We start from the raw sequence: 16,914 nt of genomic DNA, 5'->3' as shown, positions 1-16,914 counted from the left end.
CCACAGAAATCGCGCAGCTGCGAGCTCTGTGAAGTTCCTGTGGGAGCGGGCGTGCCCGCGAAGGGCTGCACACCATAGAGGACCCTATCATGCCTGGCTCATGGCGTTTCCTGCTGGTACTCGCGGTATTTGCCGCCAGCATCCCGTACTGGCCACTGCAGCCGAAGCAACCGGTGGCCGAGGAAACCGCAAGCCCTTGGGGCGCCGACTACTTCCCCAACATCCCCCTGCTCACCCAGGACGGCGACAAGGTGCGTTTCTTCGACGACCTGATCAAGGACAAGGTGGTCGCCATCAACTTCATCTTCACCGGCTGCACTGACTCATGCCCGGTGGAAACCGCGCGGTTGCGCCAGGTGCAAAAGATTCTCGGTGACCGGGTCGGCAAGGACATATTCCTCTACTCCATCAGCATCGACCCCTACAACGACACCCCCGCCACCCTGAAACGCTACGCCGAAAAGTTCGGCATCGGCCCTGGCTGGACGCTGCTCACCGGCGAGCCCGACGACATCGAGCAATTGCGCCGTAGCCTGGGCTTGTGGATAGACGGCCTGGAAAACGGCCGCTCCAAAGACCACAACCTGAGCCTTATCATCGGCAACCAGGCCACCGGCCGCTGGATGAAGGCCTCGCCCTTCGAAAGCCCGTACATCCTCGCTGACCGGCTGGGCAACAGCTTGCACAACTGGAAGCAGGCCAGCGCCATGAACAATGATTATGCCCAGGCCCCCGAGATACGTTCCCCCAGCAGTGGCGAGCAGATTTTCCGTACGCGTTGCTCTTCCTGCCACACCCTTGGCAACACCGAGCCAGGCCAGCCAGGTATTGGCCCCGACCTCCTGGGCGTAACCCGTCAGCGTGACGCCAGCTGGCTGACCCGCTGGCTGAAGGAGCCCGACCAGATGCTGGCCGAGAAAGACCCACTGGCCATGCTGCTGTATGAGCAATACAACCGCCTGGCCATGCCCAACATGCGCCTGGGCGATGCCGAAGTCAGCGCATTGATGAGCTATATCGAGGAAGAAACCGCGCGCCTGCAAACACCCGTCGCGAATAGGGAAAACCCTTAGAGGCGATTAGCCATTAGTCATCAGCCTGTCATCTCCTTGTCGTATTTTTTGAGCATCACCCAGGGTCGGGAACTGTCAGCAGTGATACGCCGTTCGCTTTCATCCGCCAGCCTCCTGCGACTGCTGATCCTGATGCTCTGTGCGGCCACCCTGGCCTTTCTCTGGGGGCTGCACATCACGCAGAAAGCCGCCGCCCGCCAGGACGCGCTGTCGGCCAAGGCCGCCGAGCACCTGAACCTGGCCAGCATCGTCGGTGAAAGCCTGCGCCAGCTGGTCGACCGCGCCCAGGCCGTTGGCCGGGTCACCCAGGACGACATGAAGGTGCTACGCCAGGGCAACATCAGCCTGGCGCGGATACTGGCCGAGGACCCGGTGTTCAAACGCATGAGCCTGTACGACCGGCAAGGCCGGCTGTTGTCAGCCAGCCATACCGACGAAGCTTCCGCACTGCCCGAGGACTGGTTACGCCAGCTGCAATGGCACGTTGCCCGCTATGGGTTCAAGCCCTTTCTGCCCAGCGTGCAGGCGCCGGACCAGCAGGCCACCCTGCCCAACTGGCGCCTGCCGTTTCTGCTGCCGTTGACCGACCTGCCAGGCCGCGACATCGAAAACATCCTGGTGGTGCAACTGGACATCGGCTACCTCGCGGTACTGTTCCAGCATATCGACCTGGGCAGCAGCGGGCTGGTGCGCCTGCTGCAGGATGACGGGCTGGAGCGGCTGCGCATAGACACCAGCGGCGTGGTGGTGGCCGGCGATGGGTTGCAGCCTGAACTGCCGGATACCGGCAGCGACGCGGGCATGCTGACCCAATACGTGGCCGGCGACGCGTACCAGAGCCTGTACCGACATGTTCCAGAGCGCGGGTTCAGCGTAGTGGTCAGCCAGCGCCAGGATGAAATCCTCGCGCCTTCGACCCTGGCCTATTCCCGGCAATTCTGGTTGAACCTGAGCATGACGCTGATGATCATCGCCAGCCTGCTGTGGACCTTGCGTCTGCTGCGCAAGCGGCAAGAGGCCTTCAGCGCCCTTGAACATGCCCAGCAGGTCAACCAGCAGCTTATCGGCCGCCTTGAGGACGAACACCGGCGCAGCAGCCATGCCGCCGCCACCGACCACCTCAGCGGGCTGCACAACCGCCGCCAGTTCGTCGAGGTGGCCGCCCAGGCGCTGACCCGCCAGCGTGGCAAGCGCCGGTTGATGGCGATTCTGTTCATCGACATGGACCGCTTCAAGTCAATCAACGATTCGCTCGGGCACAAGATCGGCGATCTGCTGTTGCAGGCCGTGGCCGGCCGCATCCAGCGTTTGCTGGAGGCCGGTGACGAGGCTTCGCGCTTTGGCGGCGACGAATTCGTGGTGCTGCTGGCGGGCGAGCGCAGCGAAGACCAGATCAATGCCTGGGTCCATGAACTGGTCCAGCGCTTGTCGGCCACTTATGCCCTGGACGGCCAGGAGGTCAACACCAGCCCGAGTGTGGGCGTGAGCATCTGTCCACGCGACGGCCAGGACATCGACAGCCTGATCCGCAGTGCCGATGCCGCAATGTATTCGGCCAAGCAGGCCGGCCGGGCCCAGTATCGCTTCTTCGACCCCTCGCTAAACACGGCCGACATCCAGGCCTTTACCCTTGAACAGGCGTTCGGCAGCGCCTTGGCCGAGCGCCAGTTCGTGCTGCACTACCAGCCGCAGATCCGCCTCGACACCCAGCAGGTACTGGGCTACGAAGCGCTGGTACGCTGGGACCACCCCGAGTTCGGCCTGCTGTACCCGGACCGCTTCATCGACCTGGCAGAGCGCAGCGGCTTCATTGTCGATCTGGGCTGGGAGGTGTTGCGCCTGGCCTGTGAAGCCTTGGCGGGCTGGGACGTGCAGGGCCGGGAAACGCGGTTGGCCGTGAATGTATCCGCCCTGCAACTGCGCCAAGGCGACTTCGCCATGCGGCTGCTGAACGAACTGCAAAGGTATGCCATCGCCCCGCAGCGGCTGGAGCTGGAAATTACCGAAACCACCATCCTCGACCCCGAAGGCACGGCCGTGGAGCACCTGCATACCCTGCGCGGCGCTGGCCTGGGCATCAGCCTGGATGATTTCGGCCGTGGCTACGCCGGCTTCGCCCATCTGCATTCGCTGCCATTGAGCAAGCTGAAGATCGACCGCTCGCTGATCGCCCCGCTGTCCAACAGCCCTGATGACAGCCCGATCGTGTCCTCCACCATCATCCTGGCCAAACGCCTGGGCCTGGAAGTGGTTGCCGAAGGCGTGGAAACCCGCGAACAGGTGGTGTGCCTAAAGCTTGCCGGTTGTGATATCGCCCAGGGCTACCACTTCAGTCGGCCACTGTCGCCGGCGCAGTTACGCGAGTACCCGCCGTTCAATGGTGTCGAGGAGAAAGCATGCGTGTAATGCGGACACTGGCGCTGCCCCACTGCCCCCCAGCTGACAACCTGGGCCCGCTTCGCGCGCCATCGCGACGCAAGGCCGCTCTACAGAGACCGCGCTGGCATGCAATATCCCTTGATTCGGTTTATGGTGTGCCCATTACCCATCGACACCCGTACCATGACCGATATCGAGCGCTACCTTCGCGCCGCCACCCGTGACAACACCCGGCGCAGCTACCAGGCTGCCATCGAGCACTTCGAAACCCACTGGGGCGGTTTTCTCCCTGCCACTGCCGAGAGCATTGCCCGCTACCTGGCCGACCACGCCGACCAGCATGCCGTCAGCACCCTGCGCCAGCGCCTGGCTGCGCTCAGCCAATGGCACGTCGCCCAAGGCTTCCCCGATCCGACCAAGGCGCCGCTGGTGCGCCAGGTGCTCCGCGGTATCCGCACCCTGCACCCGACGCCGCCCAAGCAGGCAGCCCCGCTGTTGTTGCAGCACCTGCAAACTGCGGTGACCTGTTTTGAAGAGGAGGCCCGCCAGGCACGTGAACATCACGACCTGGCCGCCCTGCGCCGGGCCCGCCGTGACAGTGCGCTGCTGTTGCTGGGTTTCTGGCGTGGCTTTCGTGGTGATGAACTGGCGCGCCTGCGCATCGAACATATCAAGGCCGAAGCGGGTGTCGGTATCACGTTGTTCCTGCCGCGCAGCAAGGGCGACCGAGAAGCCCTGGGCGTGCAACATCGCACCCCTGCCCTGAAAGCCTTGTGCCCGGTCACGGCCTACCTGCAATGGCTGGAGGTTGCCGGCATTGCCCATGGGCCGGTGTTCCGCAAGCTCGACCGCTGGGGCAACCTCGGTGACAGCGCCCTCAACAGCAACAGCCTGGTCGGCCTGCTGCGGCGCATGCTGGAGCGTGCCGGGGTACCGGCCGCGCTCTATACCGGCCACTCGCTACGGCGTGGCTTCGCCACCTGGGCAACCGCCAATGGCTGGGAACTGAAATCGCTGATGAGCTACGTGGGTTGGAAAGACGCCAAGTCGGCCTTGCGCTATATCGACTCGGCGCAGCGCTTTGGCGAATTGGCCGTTTTACCGGCCAGCCAGATGCAACGGCTTATTCCTTGAAGCTGTGCCGGGCAACGCCGCCAGTTTCCGGGCGGATGGCATACAGGTCGCCAGCATCGGGGTAATGGTGCAGCTCTTCAGGGCTCATGTCGAAGCGCGCGGTGCTGATGTACAAGGTGTTCAAGCCCGGCCCACCAAAGCAGCAACTGGTGGGGCACGGTACCGGCATCAACACCTGGTCGGTCAGGTGGCCGTGGCGGTCGTAACGCAGCAGGCAGCTGCCATGGTACTGGCACACCCACAGCCCGCCTTCGCGGTCCAGCGCCAGGCCATCCGGCCGCCCCAGTTCGGCGGGGGTTTCGGCAAACAGCGTCACCGCACCCAGTCGGCCTTCGACGAGATACTCCGCGCGGTAGATGGCGCGCGCCGCCGAATCGACGAAGTACACCGTATGGCCGTCCTGCGACCAGGCAAGGCCGGTGGGCAAGGCCATGTCGTCGTGGATCACCTGGTCGTTCAACTGCCCGTCGAAGCGGAACAGCGCCCCGGTATTGCCGCTCAAGGCTTCGTCCATCAGCCCGGTAACGAAGCGTCCTTGCGGGTCGCAGGCGCCGTCGTTGAAGCGGTAGGTTGAACGTGGGTGGACAGATGCAGAATGCTGGAGCACCTTGCGCGCCGGCACATCGAAGATGGCCACGCTGGCATCTTCTGTGAAAATCAGGTTGCCCCGGTCGGTCAGCGCCAAGGCGCCAATGCGCGCGGCTGACGCGTAAAGGCTGTGAACTTCGCCATCCGGCGTCAGGCAGTTGATGCGCCCGCCAGAAATATCGACGAAGTACAACGCGCCGCTGCGCTCATCCCAGACCAGGCTTTCACCCAGGTCCGCGCGCGTGTTGGCGACTTTGACCGGCACGTAGTTGCATTCCTTGATGCGGTTCCAGCGCTCGGCCACTTCGGCCAGGTCGGCGGCCTGCACACGGCCCAGGTCCCGGGGGTAGCTGACGCCGCTGTTTTCGTTGAAGCGTGTGGCGGTGAACTGGCCGTTGCTGGCGCGCAAGATGTAGCCGGTGTCATGGCACAGCGCACTGGCCAGGTACAGCACGCCAGGCGTAACCCACTCGGGCTTCAGCTCTTCTGGCGGTTGGCTGATGCCCCACATGCGGGTCTTGGCCACCGGCGATATGGCATTGACCAGGATGCCGTGCTCCTGGCCCTCCATGCTCAGGGCGTTCATGATGCCGACCTGGGCCATCTTGCCGGCGGCATAGGCCACCAGCCCAGGCTGCGCATAGCGCTGGTACATGGCACGGTCCGAGGTGGTCAGTACTACCCGTGGCGCTGCGGAGCGCTTGAGATGGGGCCAGGCATGCTTGGCCAGCCACACGGGCGCATGCACATTGATGCCCAGCGCGCGTTGCAGGAAGGCGGATTCATGATCTTCGATACGCTGGTAATCGACCCAGCCGGCATTGTGGATGAGGATATCCAGCGCGCCAAACTGCTCGATGGCCAGCTCGACCAGTTGCTTGCAGGCGCCCTCGTCCTCCAGTTGCCCGGCGTGCCCAACCACCGCAAAGCCTTTGCCACGCATGGCCGTCAGTGCGTGTTCGAGTGCCGAAGCGTCCTGCCCTTGCCCCGATCGGTCGGTGCCCAGGTCGCTGATGACGACCTGCGCACCACGTTCGGCCAACGCCATGGCATAGGCCAGGCCCAGGCCTTGTGCGGCACCGGTGATGACCGCAACTTTATTGTGAAAAGGGTCTGTAACGGGCATTTCTGGCTACCTTCAATTCTCCTTTTTACGATATCAACAAACAAATCTATGACTTAATATTAAAAGCATGCACCTTTGATATCTCAGGGATATCACCGACGAGTAGCCACGCTGCAGGAATAGGGATGATCGAAACACGTTTGCTCAGGCAGTTCATCGCTGTGGCCGAAGAATTGCACTTTCACAAGGCCGCCGAGCGCCTGCACATGGCGCAACCACCGCTGAGCCAGGCGATCAACCGCCTTGAAGAAAAACTGGGCTTCAGCCTGCTGCTGCGCAACAAGCGCGGGGTGCGCCTGACCGCAGCGGGTGCGGCGTTTCTCGACACGGCCTACCGCACGCTGGCTGAGCTGGAACAGGGGATCGAGTACGCCCGCAGTGTGTCTGCAGGGGTCAGCGGCAAGCTGACCATCACGGCCATTTCCATCGCCTATTACGACTCGCTGCTCAGCAGCTTGCGCCGTTTTCGCGAGACTTATCCGAACGTGCAGTTAACCATCCGCGAGATGCCATCGGCGTCACAGGCCAAGGCTTTGCTGGCCGGTGAGGCAGATATCGGTTTCATGCGCAGGCTGCCGCTGCCGGCTGGCACCCTTGAAGCACGGTTGTTGCTTGATGAACAGATCGTCATGGCCTTGCCCGCCAGCCACGCGAAAGCGCAACAGGGGGAAGTCGACCTGCGCGAGTTTGCCGATGAGGATTTCGTATTCACCCCGCAAGCCTTGGGCGGTGGCTATCACGCGCAGTTGCTTGCGCTGTGTGAGGCGGCGGGTTTTTACCCCCGGGTGGTGCAGGAAGCTGCGCAGATTCACACTTTGCTGGGCCTGGTGGCATGTGGTTTTGGCGTGGCCCTGGTGCCGGCCTCGTTCGTCGGTTCCACTGCGCGTGAGCGGGTGCAGTTTTGCCCGATCCGGCCGATCGATAAGCAACCCGCACCCGGGATCGGCCTGTACATGAAATGGAACGCCCAGAACGCTTCGCCAGCACTGGCCAACTTCATTGCCATGTTCGATTCCCAGCCCACCATCAGGTAACCCTGTGGGAGCGGGCACGCCCGCTCCCACAGGGTTCAGCTCAGGTCAGGTTCGCTTTGCAACGCGCCATAGCCGACCAATGTCACAAGCCCGCGCCTGCAGCAACTGCGCAGCATTGGCACAAGCCTGCTCCAGGCTCATCGGCCCGCTGGCCAACGCAAATGCAGCATCGACCCCATGGGCATACAACTGCTGATAACCCTCACCCAAGGTCCCGGCCAGCACCACCGCTGGCACGCCATGACGCTTGGCTACCCGGGCCACACCCATCGGTGTCTTGCCACGGAGTGTCTGGGCATCGAAACGGCCTTCACCAGTCACCACCAGATGTGCCCCCTGCACCAATTCATCGAGGCCGGCCAACTCGGCCACTACCTCCACCCCAGGGCGGAACTGTGCGCCCATGAAGGCCCGGGCAGCGAAGCCCATGCCACCGGCAGCGCCGCAACCTGGGTAGTCGCGCACATCCTTAGCCAGCACCTGAGCACAGATATCGGCAAAATGCCCCAGTGCCTGGTCCAGCGCCTGCACTTGCTGCGGGTTGGCCCCCTTCTGCGGGCCGAAGATCGCCGAAGCACCATTGGCGCCACACAGCGGGTTGTCGACGTCAGCCGCCACTTCAAATTGCACTTCGGCGAGCCGTGGGTCGAGGTCGCTGGCGTCGATGCGGGCCAGCTTGGCCAGGGCCAGGCCGCCCTCCTCCAGCGCTTGCCCGTCAGCGTCCAGCAGGCGCAGGCCAAGTGCGCGCAACATGCCGCTGCCGGCATCGTTGGTGGCGCTGCCACCGATGGCCAGTACTACCCGCTGCGCACCGGCGGCCAAGGCGGCTGCAATCAGCTCGCCTGTGCCCCAGGTGCTGCTGCGGCAAGCGTCGCGCTGGCCGGTCGGTACCAGTTGCAGGCCACTGGCCTGGGCCATTTCGATGATTGCCGTACGGCTTTGTGGCAACCAGCCCCACCCGGCCTCCACGCTCTGCCCCAGCGGCCCGCGCACGGTCTGGCGGCGCAATTCGCCGTGGCTGGCGGCAAGGATCGCCTCCATGGTGCCTTCGCCGCCGTCGGCCATCGGGCACTCTACCAGTTCAGCGTCCGGCCACGCCTCGCGCAGGCCCGCGGCGATAGCGCGGGCGACACCGGCAGCGTCGAGGCTGTCCTTGAACGAGTCGGGGGCAATGACGATCTTCATGGGGATTCTCCTGTCCTGATGAGCGGCATGCTGACAGCTGTTCGCCAACGGGGCCTCGGTCAAATGCACAAAACGCCGGACGGGTTGTTTGGGCGGATGCCTTTTTGCCTGCACTGGCCCTATCGCCGGCAAGCCAGCTCCCACAGGTGTGATACAGCCCTGAGGGCAGCATGCATCCTGTGGGAGCTGGCTTGCCGGCGATAGGGCCAGTGCAGGTGAATACTTCAGGCTGCTGGCAACAGCTGCAACCCCAAGTACAAACTGAGCATTCCTTCCATGCGTAGCGGGTCGACCTCGCCCAGTTCGGCAATCCGCTCCAGGCGATAGCGCAGGCTGTTGCGGTGGATGCCCAGGGCATCGGCACAGGCCTGGCTCTGGCCGTCATGGGCACACCAGGCGCGCAGCGTGGTGAGCAGCTGGCCGCTGTTGTCCCTGGCGCGAATGCGCTGCAGCGGCTCCAGCAGCTCATCCAGCGCATCATCATTGCGGTGGCGCCACAGCAGCGCCGGCAGCCGGTAGCGCTGCAGGCTGAGCAAGCGTTCGGTAGGCAATACCTCGCGGCCATAGGCCAGCAAATCGCGTACCCGGCGGTAACCCCGGCGCAACTGCTCCAGGCTCTGCGCGGCACTGCCCAGGGCCAGCCGCTCCACTTCCCAACCGTGACGTTGCAGGCGCTCCAGCAGGCGCGGCTCATCCAGTGCCACGCTGGCCGGCCGGCACCACAGCAATGACTGGCGGGCCGGGCTGACACACCAGCTGTCCGGGTACCGGCTCATCAACCACGCCGACAACGCCTCGGCGGGTGGCCCCGAGGCCAGTTCGAACAGGCAAGGTACCCGCGGCAGCTGAGGCTTGAGGCCCAATTGCCGGGCTTCGTCGAGCAGCCGAGGTGAATCACCGCTGCCGCCCAGCAACAGTGCCAGCAAATCATCACAGCGCTGCCGTCGCCATTGCTGGTCGGCCTGTAGATGGCGCTGGGCCAACAGCATCTCGGCAGTCATGCGTACCAGCTCACCATAGGTGCGCACCTGCTGCGGGTCCCCGGTCAGGCCCAGTACACCCATCAGCCGGCCATCAAGCATCAGTGGCAGGTTCACCCCGGGCTGCACACCCTTCAGGCACTTGGCCGCGTCAGTATCCAGTTCGACGATCCGGCCATTGGCCAAAACCAGTTGCGCCCCCTCGTGACGGGTGTTGATGCGCTCCGGCTCGCCGCTGCCCAGGATCAAGCCCTGGCTGTCCATGACATTGACGTTGCACGGCAGAATGGCCATGGCCCGGTCAACGATATCCTGTGCCAGGTCATGGTCGAGTTCGAACATTGCGTGGTCCTTTAGGTGTTAGGCTTTTGGGCTCGGGCACAGCAGCCTGGGCCGAGCGCTGTGCAAAAGCACAAAGACAGGCTAGCCGCAGTCCCCGAGACTCGTCAGGGCGAGCGCCGGAACAGGCGACGCGGCAAAAACCATAACAAAAGAGAACCCGATCATGGCACACAGCCCCGCCCCTGACCAAGGCTCGGACACCACCCGCAACGCGCTGTACCGGCGCATCACCCTGCGGCTGATTCCGTTCATTTTCATCTGCTACCTGTTCAACTACCTGGACCGCGTCAACGTCGGCTTTGCCAAGCTGCAAATGCTCGACGCCCTGAAATTCAGCGAAACGGTGTACGGCCTTGGTGCCGGCATCTTCTTCATCGGTTACGTGCTCTGCGGCCTGCCGAGCAACCTGGCACTGAACCGCTTCGGCCCGCGGCGCTGGATTGCGCTGATGATGATTGCCTGGGGCAGCCTGTCCACCTGCCTGCTGTTCGTCACAACCCCCACCGAGTTCTACGCCCTGCGGCTGCTTACCGGCGCTGCCGAAGCCGGCTTCTTCCCGGGCGTGGTGCTGTACCTTTCGCGCTGGTTCCCGGCCGCCCGTCGCGGCCGCATCATGGCCCTGTTCATGTCGGCAATCCCGGTGTCGGGCCTGCTCGGCGGGCCGTTTTCCGGCTGGATCCTCCAGCACTTTGCCGCCGGCCAGCACGGCCTGGCCGGCTGGCAATGGATGTTCCTGATCCAGGGCCTGCCCACAGTTGCCTTGGGTGTGCTGGCGGTGTTCCTGCTCAGCGACGGTTACCAGAAAGCCGCCTGGCTGAGCCCGGCCGAGCGCCAGCTGATCGCCAACGACCTCGAAGCCGACGCTGCGGGCAAGCCGAAAACCACGGGCGATGGCGTGCTCGCAGTGTTGACCAACCCGCTTATCTGGACCTTTGGCTTCATCTACTTCTGCATCCAGAGTGGCGTGTACGCGATCAACTTCTGGTTGCCGTCGATCATCAAGAACATGGGCTTCGACAATCCACTGCTGATCGGCTGGCTCAGCGCCATCCCGTACCTGCTGGCCGGTGTGTTCATGATCCTTTGCGGCCGCTCGGCAGACCTGCGCAACGAGCGCCGCTGGCACCTTGTGGTGCCGATGCTGATGGGCGCCGTTGGCCTGCTGATTGCGGTGAACTTCGCCGGCAACCCAGCCATTGCCATTCTGGGCCTGTCGATCGCCACCATGGGCGCGCTGACCGGGCTGCCGATGTTCTGGCCGATGCCAACCGCCCTGCTCAGCGCCGGTACAGCAGTTGCCGGGCTGGCGATCATCAACTCCGTGGGCCAGATGGCCGGTTTCCTCAGCCCGTACCTGGTGGGGTTCATCAAGGACCAGACCGGTTCCACCGATGCCGCGCTGTATTCGCTGGCGGCGTTGATCGTGCTGGGTAGCCTGGTGGCCCTGCGTGTCACGCGGTCGGGTGCGCTGAGTTCTGCACGTGCCAGTTGAGCCTGTTCGCGGGTAAACCCGTTCCCACAGGCATGCCACAGCCTTCGAGGCTGTGGTGATCCTGTGGGAGCGGTTTCACCCGCGAAGAGGCCCGCCAGGCTACCCTACATTTTCCTCCTCCACCGATCGTCGGTTCAACGCATCCCCTCCCTACCCCAGGCGTCAAATGGTTCCAAAGGCCCCTTTGGAGAACCCCATGACCCAGCACGCCGTGGCCTGTCTGGCCCAGCTCGACGAACATCGCCCCTTGCGCGTCCAGGCCGGCAATGAAGAGCTCATCCTCATTCGCCAGGGCGATCAGGTGCATGCCTACCAGGGTAACTGCCCCCACGCAGGTGCCCCACTGGATGAAGGCCTGGTCTGCGGCGGCCTGCTGGTTTGCCCTTGGCACAAGGCTGCATTTGCCGTCGATGACGGAGTGGTCTGCGAACCCCCGGCGCTGGCTGACCTGCGCCGCTACAAGGCCTGGGTGAAGGACGATGAAGTCTGGGTCGACGACCAACCGCTGCCCGCCATCGCACCACCCAGGCACAGCGATGCCCGCTGCTTCGTTGTGGTGGGCGCTGGTGCGGCCGGCAGCGCCGCAGTAGCCACCTTGCTGGCCCATGGCTTCGCTGGCCGGCTGGTGTGGATCGACCAGGAGCGCCAGCCGGCCTACGACCGCACCGCGCTGAGCAAATTCGTGATTGCAGGGCAGATGACGCCCGATGAAGTACCTGCGTTGCTCGAAGCCGACGCCCTGCGCAAGGGCCAGTTGGAGCGCAAGCACGGCAAGGTGCGCACCCTGAACAGCCAGAAACGCCAGATTACGCTGGCCGATGGCCAGCAGATCGGTTACGACGCCTGCCTGCTGGCCAGCGGCGCCAAGGCACTACGCCCTGATATCCCCGGCGCCGACTTGCCCGGCGTGTTCACCTTGCGCTCGCGGGTGGATGCCGCACAGCTGCTCGACGCAGCCGAACCCGGCCAGCCGGCGGTGATCGTAGGCGACGGCTTCATCGGCCTGGAGGCGGCCTCGGCCCTGCGCAGGTACGGCGTTCAGGTGCACGTGGTGACTCGCCATGAAGTCCCGCTTGCCAGGCAGTTAGGTGATCGCATCGGGCGCAGTATCCGCGAACTGCATGAGCGCAAAGGGGTCACCTTCCACGGCCCTACGCAAGTCCAGCGGTTCGAAGGCCGGGACAAGGTCGAAGCGGTGCTGCTGGCCAACGGTGAACGCCTGGAGACGCCACTGGTATTGCTTGGCACCGGCGTGATACCGGCCACCGCTTTCCTGCAGGGCGTGCAGTTGAACGAGGACAAGTCGCTGCGGGTCGATGCAGAAATGCGCGCCGCTGACGGTTTGTGGGCAGCAGGCGACATCGCCACGTTCCCGCTCTCGGGTCGCCCTGTACGCATCGAGCACTGGCGCCTGGCCCAGCAACACGGGGTGATCGCCGCCGCCAACATGCTCGGCGAGCAGCGCCGCTACGCCGATGTGCCATTCTTCTGGACCTACCAGCACGGCCGCACCTATGAAGTGCTGGGCCACGCACGGGAGTGGAACCGGATCGAGTTTGTCGGTGAGCCGGAAAAAGGCGATTTCATTGCCTTTCAGTGTGTGGGTGAACAGGTCGAGGCCGTCATCGCCAAAGGTTACTCTGATGCCATGGCGGCGCTGTCGCAGCGCCTGAAACGCCCATTGAACCTGCAGGAGGCGATCACGCTGCTTGGCTGACAGCCGCCTTTAAAAGCGCCCCGGTTGTGTGTAAAACAGGTGGATCAGCCGACTGCAAAAGGAACCACGCGCATGATCTACCGCCCCCTCGGCCACAGTGGCCTGCAGGTTTCCGCCCTTACCCTGGGCAGCATGATGTTCGGCGAGCAGACCAGCACCGAGGACGCCCTGCGCATCATCGACAAGGCCTGGGACCAGGGTATCAACTTCATCGACACCGCCGACGTGTACAACGCCGGGCGCTCGGAAGAAATCGTCGGAGAAGCAGTGGCGCGCCATCGCCAGGACTGGATCGTTGCCAGCAAGGTCGGCTTCGGCCCGGCCGACGGCCTGCCGAACCGCAGCGGGCTGTCACGCAAGCACATCTTCAACGCGCTGGAAGCCACCCTGACGCGCATGGGCATGGACTATCTGGATATCTACTACCTGCACCGCGAAGACCAGAAGGTGCCGCTGGAAGAGACCGTACAGGCCATTGGCGACCTGCTGCGCCAGGGCAAGATCCGCTACTGGGGCGTGTCCAACTTCCGTGGCTGGCGCATTGCCGAGGTCTGCCACGTTGCCGAGCGACTGGGTGTGCCCAAGCCGGTGGTCAGTCAGCCGCTGTACAACATCGTCAACCGCCAGGCCGAACCGGAGCAGCTCGCTGCAGCCGCCGCACAGGGTCTGGGCGTGGTGCCCTTCAGCCCATTGGCCCGGGGCGTACTCAGTGGCAAGTATGCGCCGGGTGCCGTGCCCGATGCCGGCAGCCGCGCCGGGCGCCAGGACAAGCGCATCATGGAGGTGGAGTGGCGCCAGGAGTCGTTGGCCATCGCCCGGCAGATCCAGGCTTATGTAGAGGCAAAGGGTATAGGCATTGTCGAGTTTGCCATTGCCTGGGTGTTGAACAACCAGTGGGTGAGTTCGGCGATTGTCGGGCCGCGTACCGAGGAACAGTGGGATACCTATGGTGGTGCATTGGGGGTGAAGATAACGACGGAGGATGAAGCGTTCATCGATTCGCTGGTGACGCCGGGGCATGCGTCGACGCCAGGGTTCAATGATGTGGCCCACTATGTGAGCGGGCGGTTGGCCCGTAGCTGATTATTCGAAGACAATCTTTAGCCTTACCGGCCTCTTCGCAGCACAAGGCTGCTCCTACAGGGCCGGTACTGACAACGGAATTGGGGAGCCCTGCGCCGGGCTTCCGGTCCCCCCTTTCCCCAATCATCTCGGTATCGTGCGCACCATTGGTTTTCACCTCTGGAGCTGCAATGAAACTCTTCCAACCCCTGCAAATCGGCCCGCTCACCTTGGCCAATCGGGTGTTCATGGCCCCCCTCACCCGCCTGCGCAGCCTCGAGCCGGGCGATGTGCCAACCCCCATGATGGCCGAGTATTACCGCCAGCGTGCCAGCGCCGGGCTGATCATCACCGAAGCCACCCAGATCTCCTTCCAGGCCAAGGGCTATTCCGGCTCGCCCGGCATTCATAGCGCCGAGCAGATTGCCGCCTGGAGGCACATCAACGAAGGCATTCATGCCGAAGGTGGCCACAGCGCCGTGCAGGTGTGGCACACCGGCCGGGTGTCGCACACCTCGTTGCAACCCGGCGGCGAAGCGCCTGTGGCGCCCTCGGCGCTGCCGGCCGGCGCACGTACCACCCTGCGTGACGAGCAAGGCAACCTGGTACGTGTAGAAACCTCCGCACCGCGCGCCCTGAACGAGAACGAGATTGCAGGCATCGTCGCCGACTTCGGCCAGGCAGCGGTGAACGCCCGCGAAGCCGGCTTCGACTTCATCGAACTGCACGCTGCCCACGGGTATTTGCTGCACCAGTTCCTTACCCCGAGCGCCAACCAGCGCGAGGACCGCTACGGCGGTAGCGTCGAAAACAGGGCGCGCATCGTGCTTGAAGCAGTGGACGCGGCAATTGCCAACTGGAGTGCCGAGCGCGTGGGTATCCGCGTGTTCCCGCTGGGCGGGTTCAATGGCGTGGACAATGGCGAAGACCAGGAGGCCGCAGGGCTATACCTGATCCGCGAACTGGCCAAGCGCAACCTCGCCTACCTGCACCTGTCCGAGCCGGACTGGGCCGGCGGCAAGCCGCTGCGTGACGAGTTCCGCCAGGCGATCCGCGATGCCTATCCGGGGGTTATCATTGCTGCGGGTGCCTACACCGCCGAGAAAGGCGAAGACTTGATTGGGCGCGGTTTGATCGATGCCGTAGCGTTCGGGCGCAGTTACATTGCCAACCCGGACCTGGTACAGCGGCTGCGGGTGCAGGCGCCTCTGAACGAACATCGGGCACAGTTCGATTACGCCAATGGGCCCGAAGGCTATACAGATTATCCGTTTCTGCACCAGGCCATGGGCGCTGGTGAAGCTTGGGTTCACCGATAATCAGGGTATTCACCGGATACAGACGGCCATCCTGCCCCTGGATCTGAAAGACAAAAAACGGAGCCCTCCAGGGGCTCCGTCTTCCAGTGGCCGGGCACGCCTTAGCGTACCAGTCACTCAGGCATCTTACTCGGCGCGCACTTGCGCAGCCTGCATGCCCTTCTGGCCCTTTTCGGCAACGAAAGACACTTTCTGGCCTTCTTTCAGCGACTTGAAGCCGTCCGATTCAATGGCTTTGAAGTGGACGAAAAGGTCGTCGCCACCGCCGTCGGGAGTGATGAAACCGAACCCCTTCTCATCGTTGAACCACTTGACCGTTCCGTTTTGTCTGTTGGACATACTCTAATCCCTCAAATGCTGGCTGGTGCGTTTACATGGATAGTTGAGCCGCCAGTCGATCGACTGGCATCTTCATACTCCATCTTGGGCGATATGAAGCCAACTAGCCACTCACACTTTTACCAGTACACAAAAAAAGTCGCCGATGCCAGCGATAAACCCAGATACAGGCTCGGCATGGGGGCCTGATAATCCCCAATCAGTGCTACCAAGGCCCGCCCGATTCCCAGCTGGCGACCAACAAGTCGATGAAACCGCGTACCCGAGGGGACAGGTGGCGCTTGCTCGGGTACACGATGCGAATCGGGTCCGCCGGTGGCCGGTAGGCGTGCAGTACTTCCACCAGGGCGCCAGCGCGCAGGTCGTCACCGGTGATGTAGGTGGGCAGGTGAATCAGCCCGAAGCCGGCCCGGGCGCCGTCGAGCATCGCCTCCGAGCTGTCGATGTTCAACCGGCCAGGGTCTTCGCACAGGTGCAGGCCTGCTTCAGTGTCAAAGCGCCAAGGCATGGCTTTCTCGCCCGCGAGGAAGGCGATCTTGTCGTGACCATAAAGGTCGGCAGGCACCAAGGGAATACCTCGCGCTTCGAGGTACGCGGGCGAAGCGCAGGTGACAAACTGCTGCCAGGCCACCGTGCGGGTCAACAGCTGCGAGTCTTCCTTGGGTGCGCCGATACGCACCGCAACGTCCACGCCCTCCTCGACCAAGTCGACGAAACGGTCGGTGAAGCGGATGTCTGCGCGCAGTTCAGGCCACTGCTTGAGGTACTGGTCCAGCACCGGCAGCACATGGCGCTGGCCGAGCGACAGCGGCGCAGTCAGGCGCAAGGTACCGGTGGGCTTACCGCGGCGCTGGGCCATGGCACTTTCCACCTCGTCCAGGTCATCCAGTATCTGTCGCCAGCGATCGAATGCCACCAGGCCTTCATCGGTCAGGCTCAGCTTGCGCGTGGTGCGATTGAGCAAACGCACCGCCATGCGGGCCTCCAGCCGAGCAATGCTCTTGCCCACCGCCGACCGGGTCAGGCCCAGGCTTGCGGCGGCGGCAGTGAAGCTGCCGGCCTTGGCGGCGCTGACGAAGGCGGCGATATCGCCGAAGCGGTTGGGTTCCATGGACGGTTCCTGAGTGTGATGCGGCCGGTTTAG

Annotated in this window: 13 protein-coding genes and 1 pseudogene; 8 read left to right on the top strand and 6 right to left on the bottom strand. The window is 63.7% G+C overall.

Annotated elements, in window-relative coordinates; translation table 11 throughout:
• Positions 1-89: 89 nt before the first annotated feature.
• The 3 genes from ACN6NG_RS13580 to ACN6NG_RS13570 all read left to right on the top strand — a co-directional run bounded on the left by ACN6NG_RS13580 (position 90) and on the right by ACN6NG_RS13570 (position 4,586).
• Positions 90-1,073, top strand: coding sequence for an SCO family protein (locus ACN6NG_RS13580; protein ID WP_353455378.1), 984 nt, complete (start codon positions 90-92; stop codon positions 1,071-1,073).
• A gap of 81 nt (positions 1,074-1,154) precedes the next feature.
• Entirely contained in the window at positions 1,155-3,479 is a 2,325-nt protein-coding gene (locus ACN6NG_RS13575; protein WP_474314435.1) for a putative bifunctional diguanylate cyclase/phosphodiesterase, read from the top strand.
• Between the two features lie 156 nt (positions 3,480-3,635).
• Positions 3,636-4,586: a site-specific integrase gene (locus ACN6NG_RS13570; RefSeq protein WP_041168023.1), complete on the top strand. Its 951-nt coding sequence runs from the start codon at positions 3,636-3,638 to the stop codon at positions 4,584-4,586.
• Here the strand turns inward: ACN6NG_RS13570 and ACN6NG_RS13565 are convergent.
• On the bottom strand, positions 4,576-5,685 hold the full coding sequence (locus ACN6NG_RS13565) for an SMP-30/gluconolactonase/LRE family protein (RefSeq protein ID WP_229608984.1): 1,110 nt from the start codon (positions 5,683-5,685) through the stop codon (positions 4,576-4,578). The two genes, ACN6NG_RS13570 and ACN6NG_RS13565, sit on opposite strands and share 11 nt — an antisense overlap.
• 45 nt (positions 5,686-5,730) lie before the next feature.
• Positions 5,731-6,222: pseudogene (locus ACN6NG_RS13560) on the bottom strand (SDR family NAD(P)-dependent oxidoreductase); the annotation flags it as partial.
• Positions 6,223-6,425: 203 nt separating this feature from the next.
• Here ACN6NG_RS13560 and ACN6NG_RS13555 point away from each other — a divergent pair.
• Positions 6,426-7,334 carry a LysR family transcriptional regulator gene (locus tag ACN6NG_RS13555; RefSeq protein ID WP_474314431.1) on the top strand — a complete coding sequence of 303 codons (909 nt, stop codon included), beginning with the start codon at positions 6,426-6,428 and terminating at the stop codon, positions 7,332-7,334.
• A 45-nt stretch (positions 7,335-7,379) separates the two neighbouring features.
• Here ACN6NG_RS13555 and ACN6NG_RS13550 read toward each other — a convergent pair whose 3' ends face one another.
• Together ACN6NG_RS13550 and ACN6NG_RS13545 are read right to left on the bottom strand one after the other, a co-directional pair.
• Positions 7,380-8,519: a glycerate kinase gene (locus ACN6NG_RS13550; protein ID WP_063424196.1), complete on the bottom strand. Its 1,140-nt coding sequence runs from the start codon at positions 8,517-8,519 to the stop codon at positions 7,380-7,382.
• Positions 8,520-8,743: 224 nt separating this feature from the next.
• On the bottom strand, positions 8,744-9,841 hold the full coding sequence (locus ACN6NG_RS13545) for a sugar diacid recognition domain-containing protein (protein ID WP_063424195.1): 1,098 nt from the start codon (positions 9,839-9,841) through the stop codon (positions 8,744-8,746).
• A 163-nt stretch (positions 9,842-10,004) separates the two neighbouring features.
• On the opposite strand from ACN6NG_RS13545, the gene ACN6NG_RS13540 reads away from it, so the two are divergent.
• From ACN6NG_RS13540 to nemA, 4 genes are all read left to right on the top strand, one after another.
• Positions 10,005-11,333, top strand: a complete 1,329-nt coding sequence (locus ACN6NG_RS13540) for an MFS transporter (protein ID WP_063424194.1) — start codon at positions 10,005-10,007, stop codon at positions 11,331-11,333.
• Positions 11,334-11,529: 196 nt separating this feature from the next.
• Positions 11,530-13,050 (top strand): FAD-dependent oxidoreductase, encoded by a 1,521-nt coding sequence (locus tag ACN6NG_RS13535; RefSeq protein ID WP_474314428.1) that lies wholly within the window; start codon positions 11,530-11,532, stop codon positions 13,048-13,050.
• 72 nt (positions 13,051-13,122) lie between these two features.
• Entirely contained in the window at positions 13,123-14,133 is a 1,011-nt protein-coding gene (locus tag ACN6NG_RS13530) for an aldo/keto reductase (protein WP_474314425.1), read from the top strand.
• Between the two features lie 170 nt (positions 14,134-14,303).
• Positions 14,304-15,431: an alkene reductase gene (gene nemA, locus ACN6NG_RS13525; protein ID WP_197897440.1), complete on the top strand. Its 1,128-nt coding sequence runs from the start codon at positions 14,304-14,306 to the stop codon at positions 15,429-15,431.
• Positions 15,432-15,557: 126 nt separating this feature from the next.
• Here nemA and ACN6NG_RS13520 read toward each other — a convergent pair whose 3' ends face one another.
• Positions 15,558-15,770 carry a cold-shock protein gene (locus tag ACN6NG_RS13520; RefSeq protein ID WP_086979498.1) on the bottom strand — a complete coding sequence of 71 codons (213 nt, stop codon included), beginning with the start codon at positions 15,768-15,770 and terminating at the stop codon, positions 15,558-15,560.
• 205 nt (positions 15,771-15,975) lie between these two features.
• Positions 15,976-16,881: a LysR family transcriptional regulator gene (locus tag ACN6NG_RS13515; RefSeq protein ID WP_197897439.1), complete on the bottom strand. Its 906-nt coding sequence runs from the start codon at positions 16,879-16,881 to the stop codon at positions 15,976-15,978.
• Positions 16,882-16,914 lie beyond the last annotated feature (33 nt).

The organism is Pseudomonas sp. TSO6, assembly GCF_056098905.1.
This window is presented reverse-complemented; position numbering and strand designations above follow the sequence as displayed.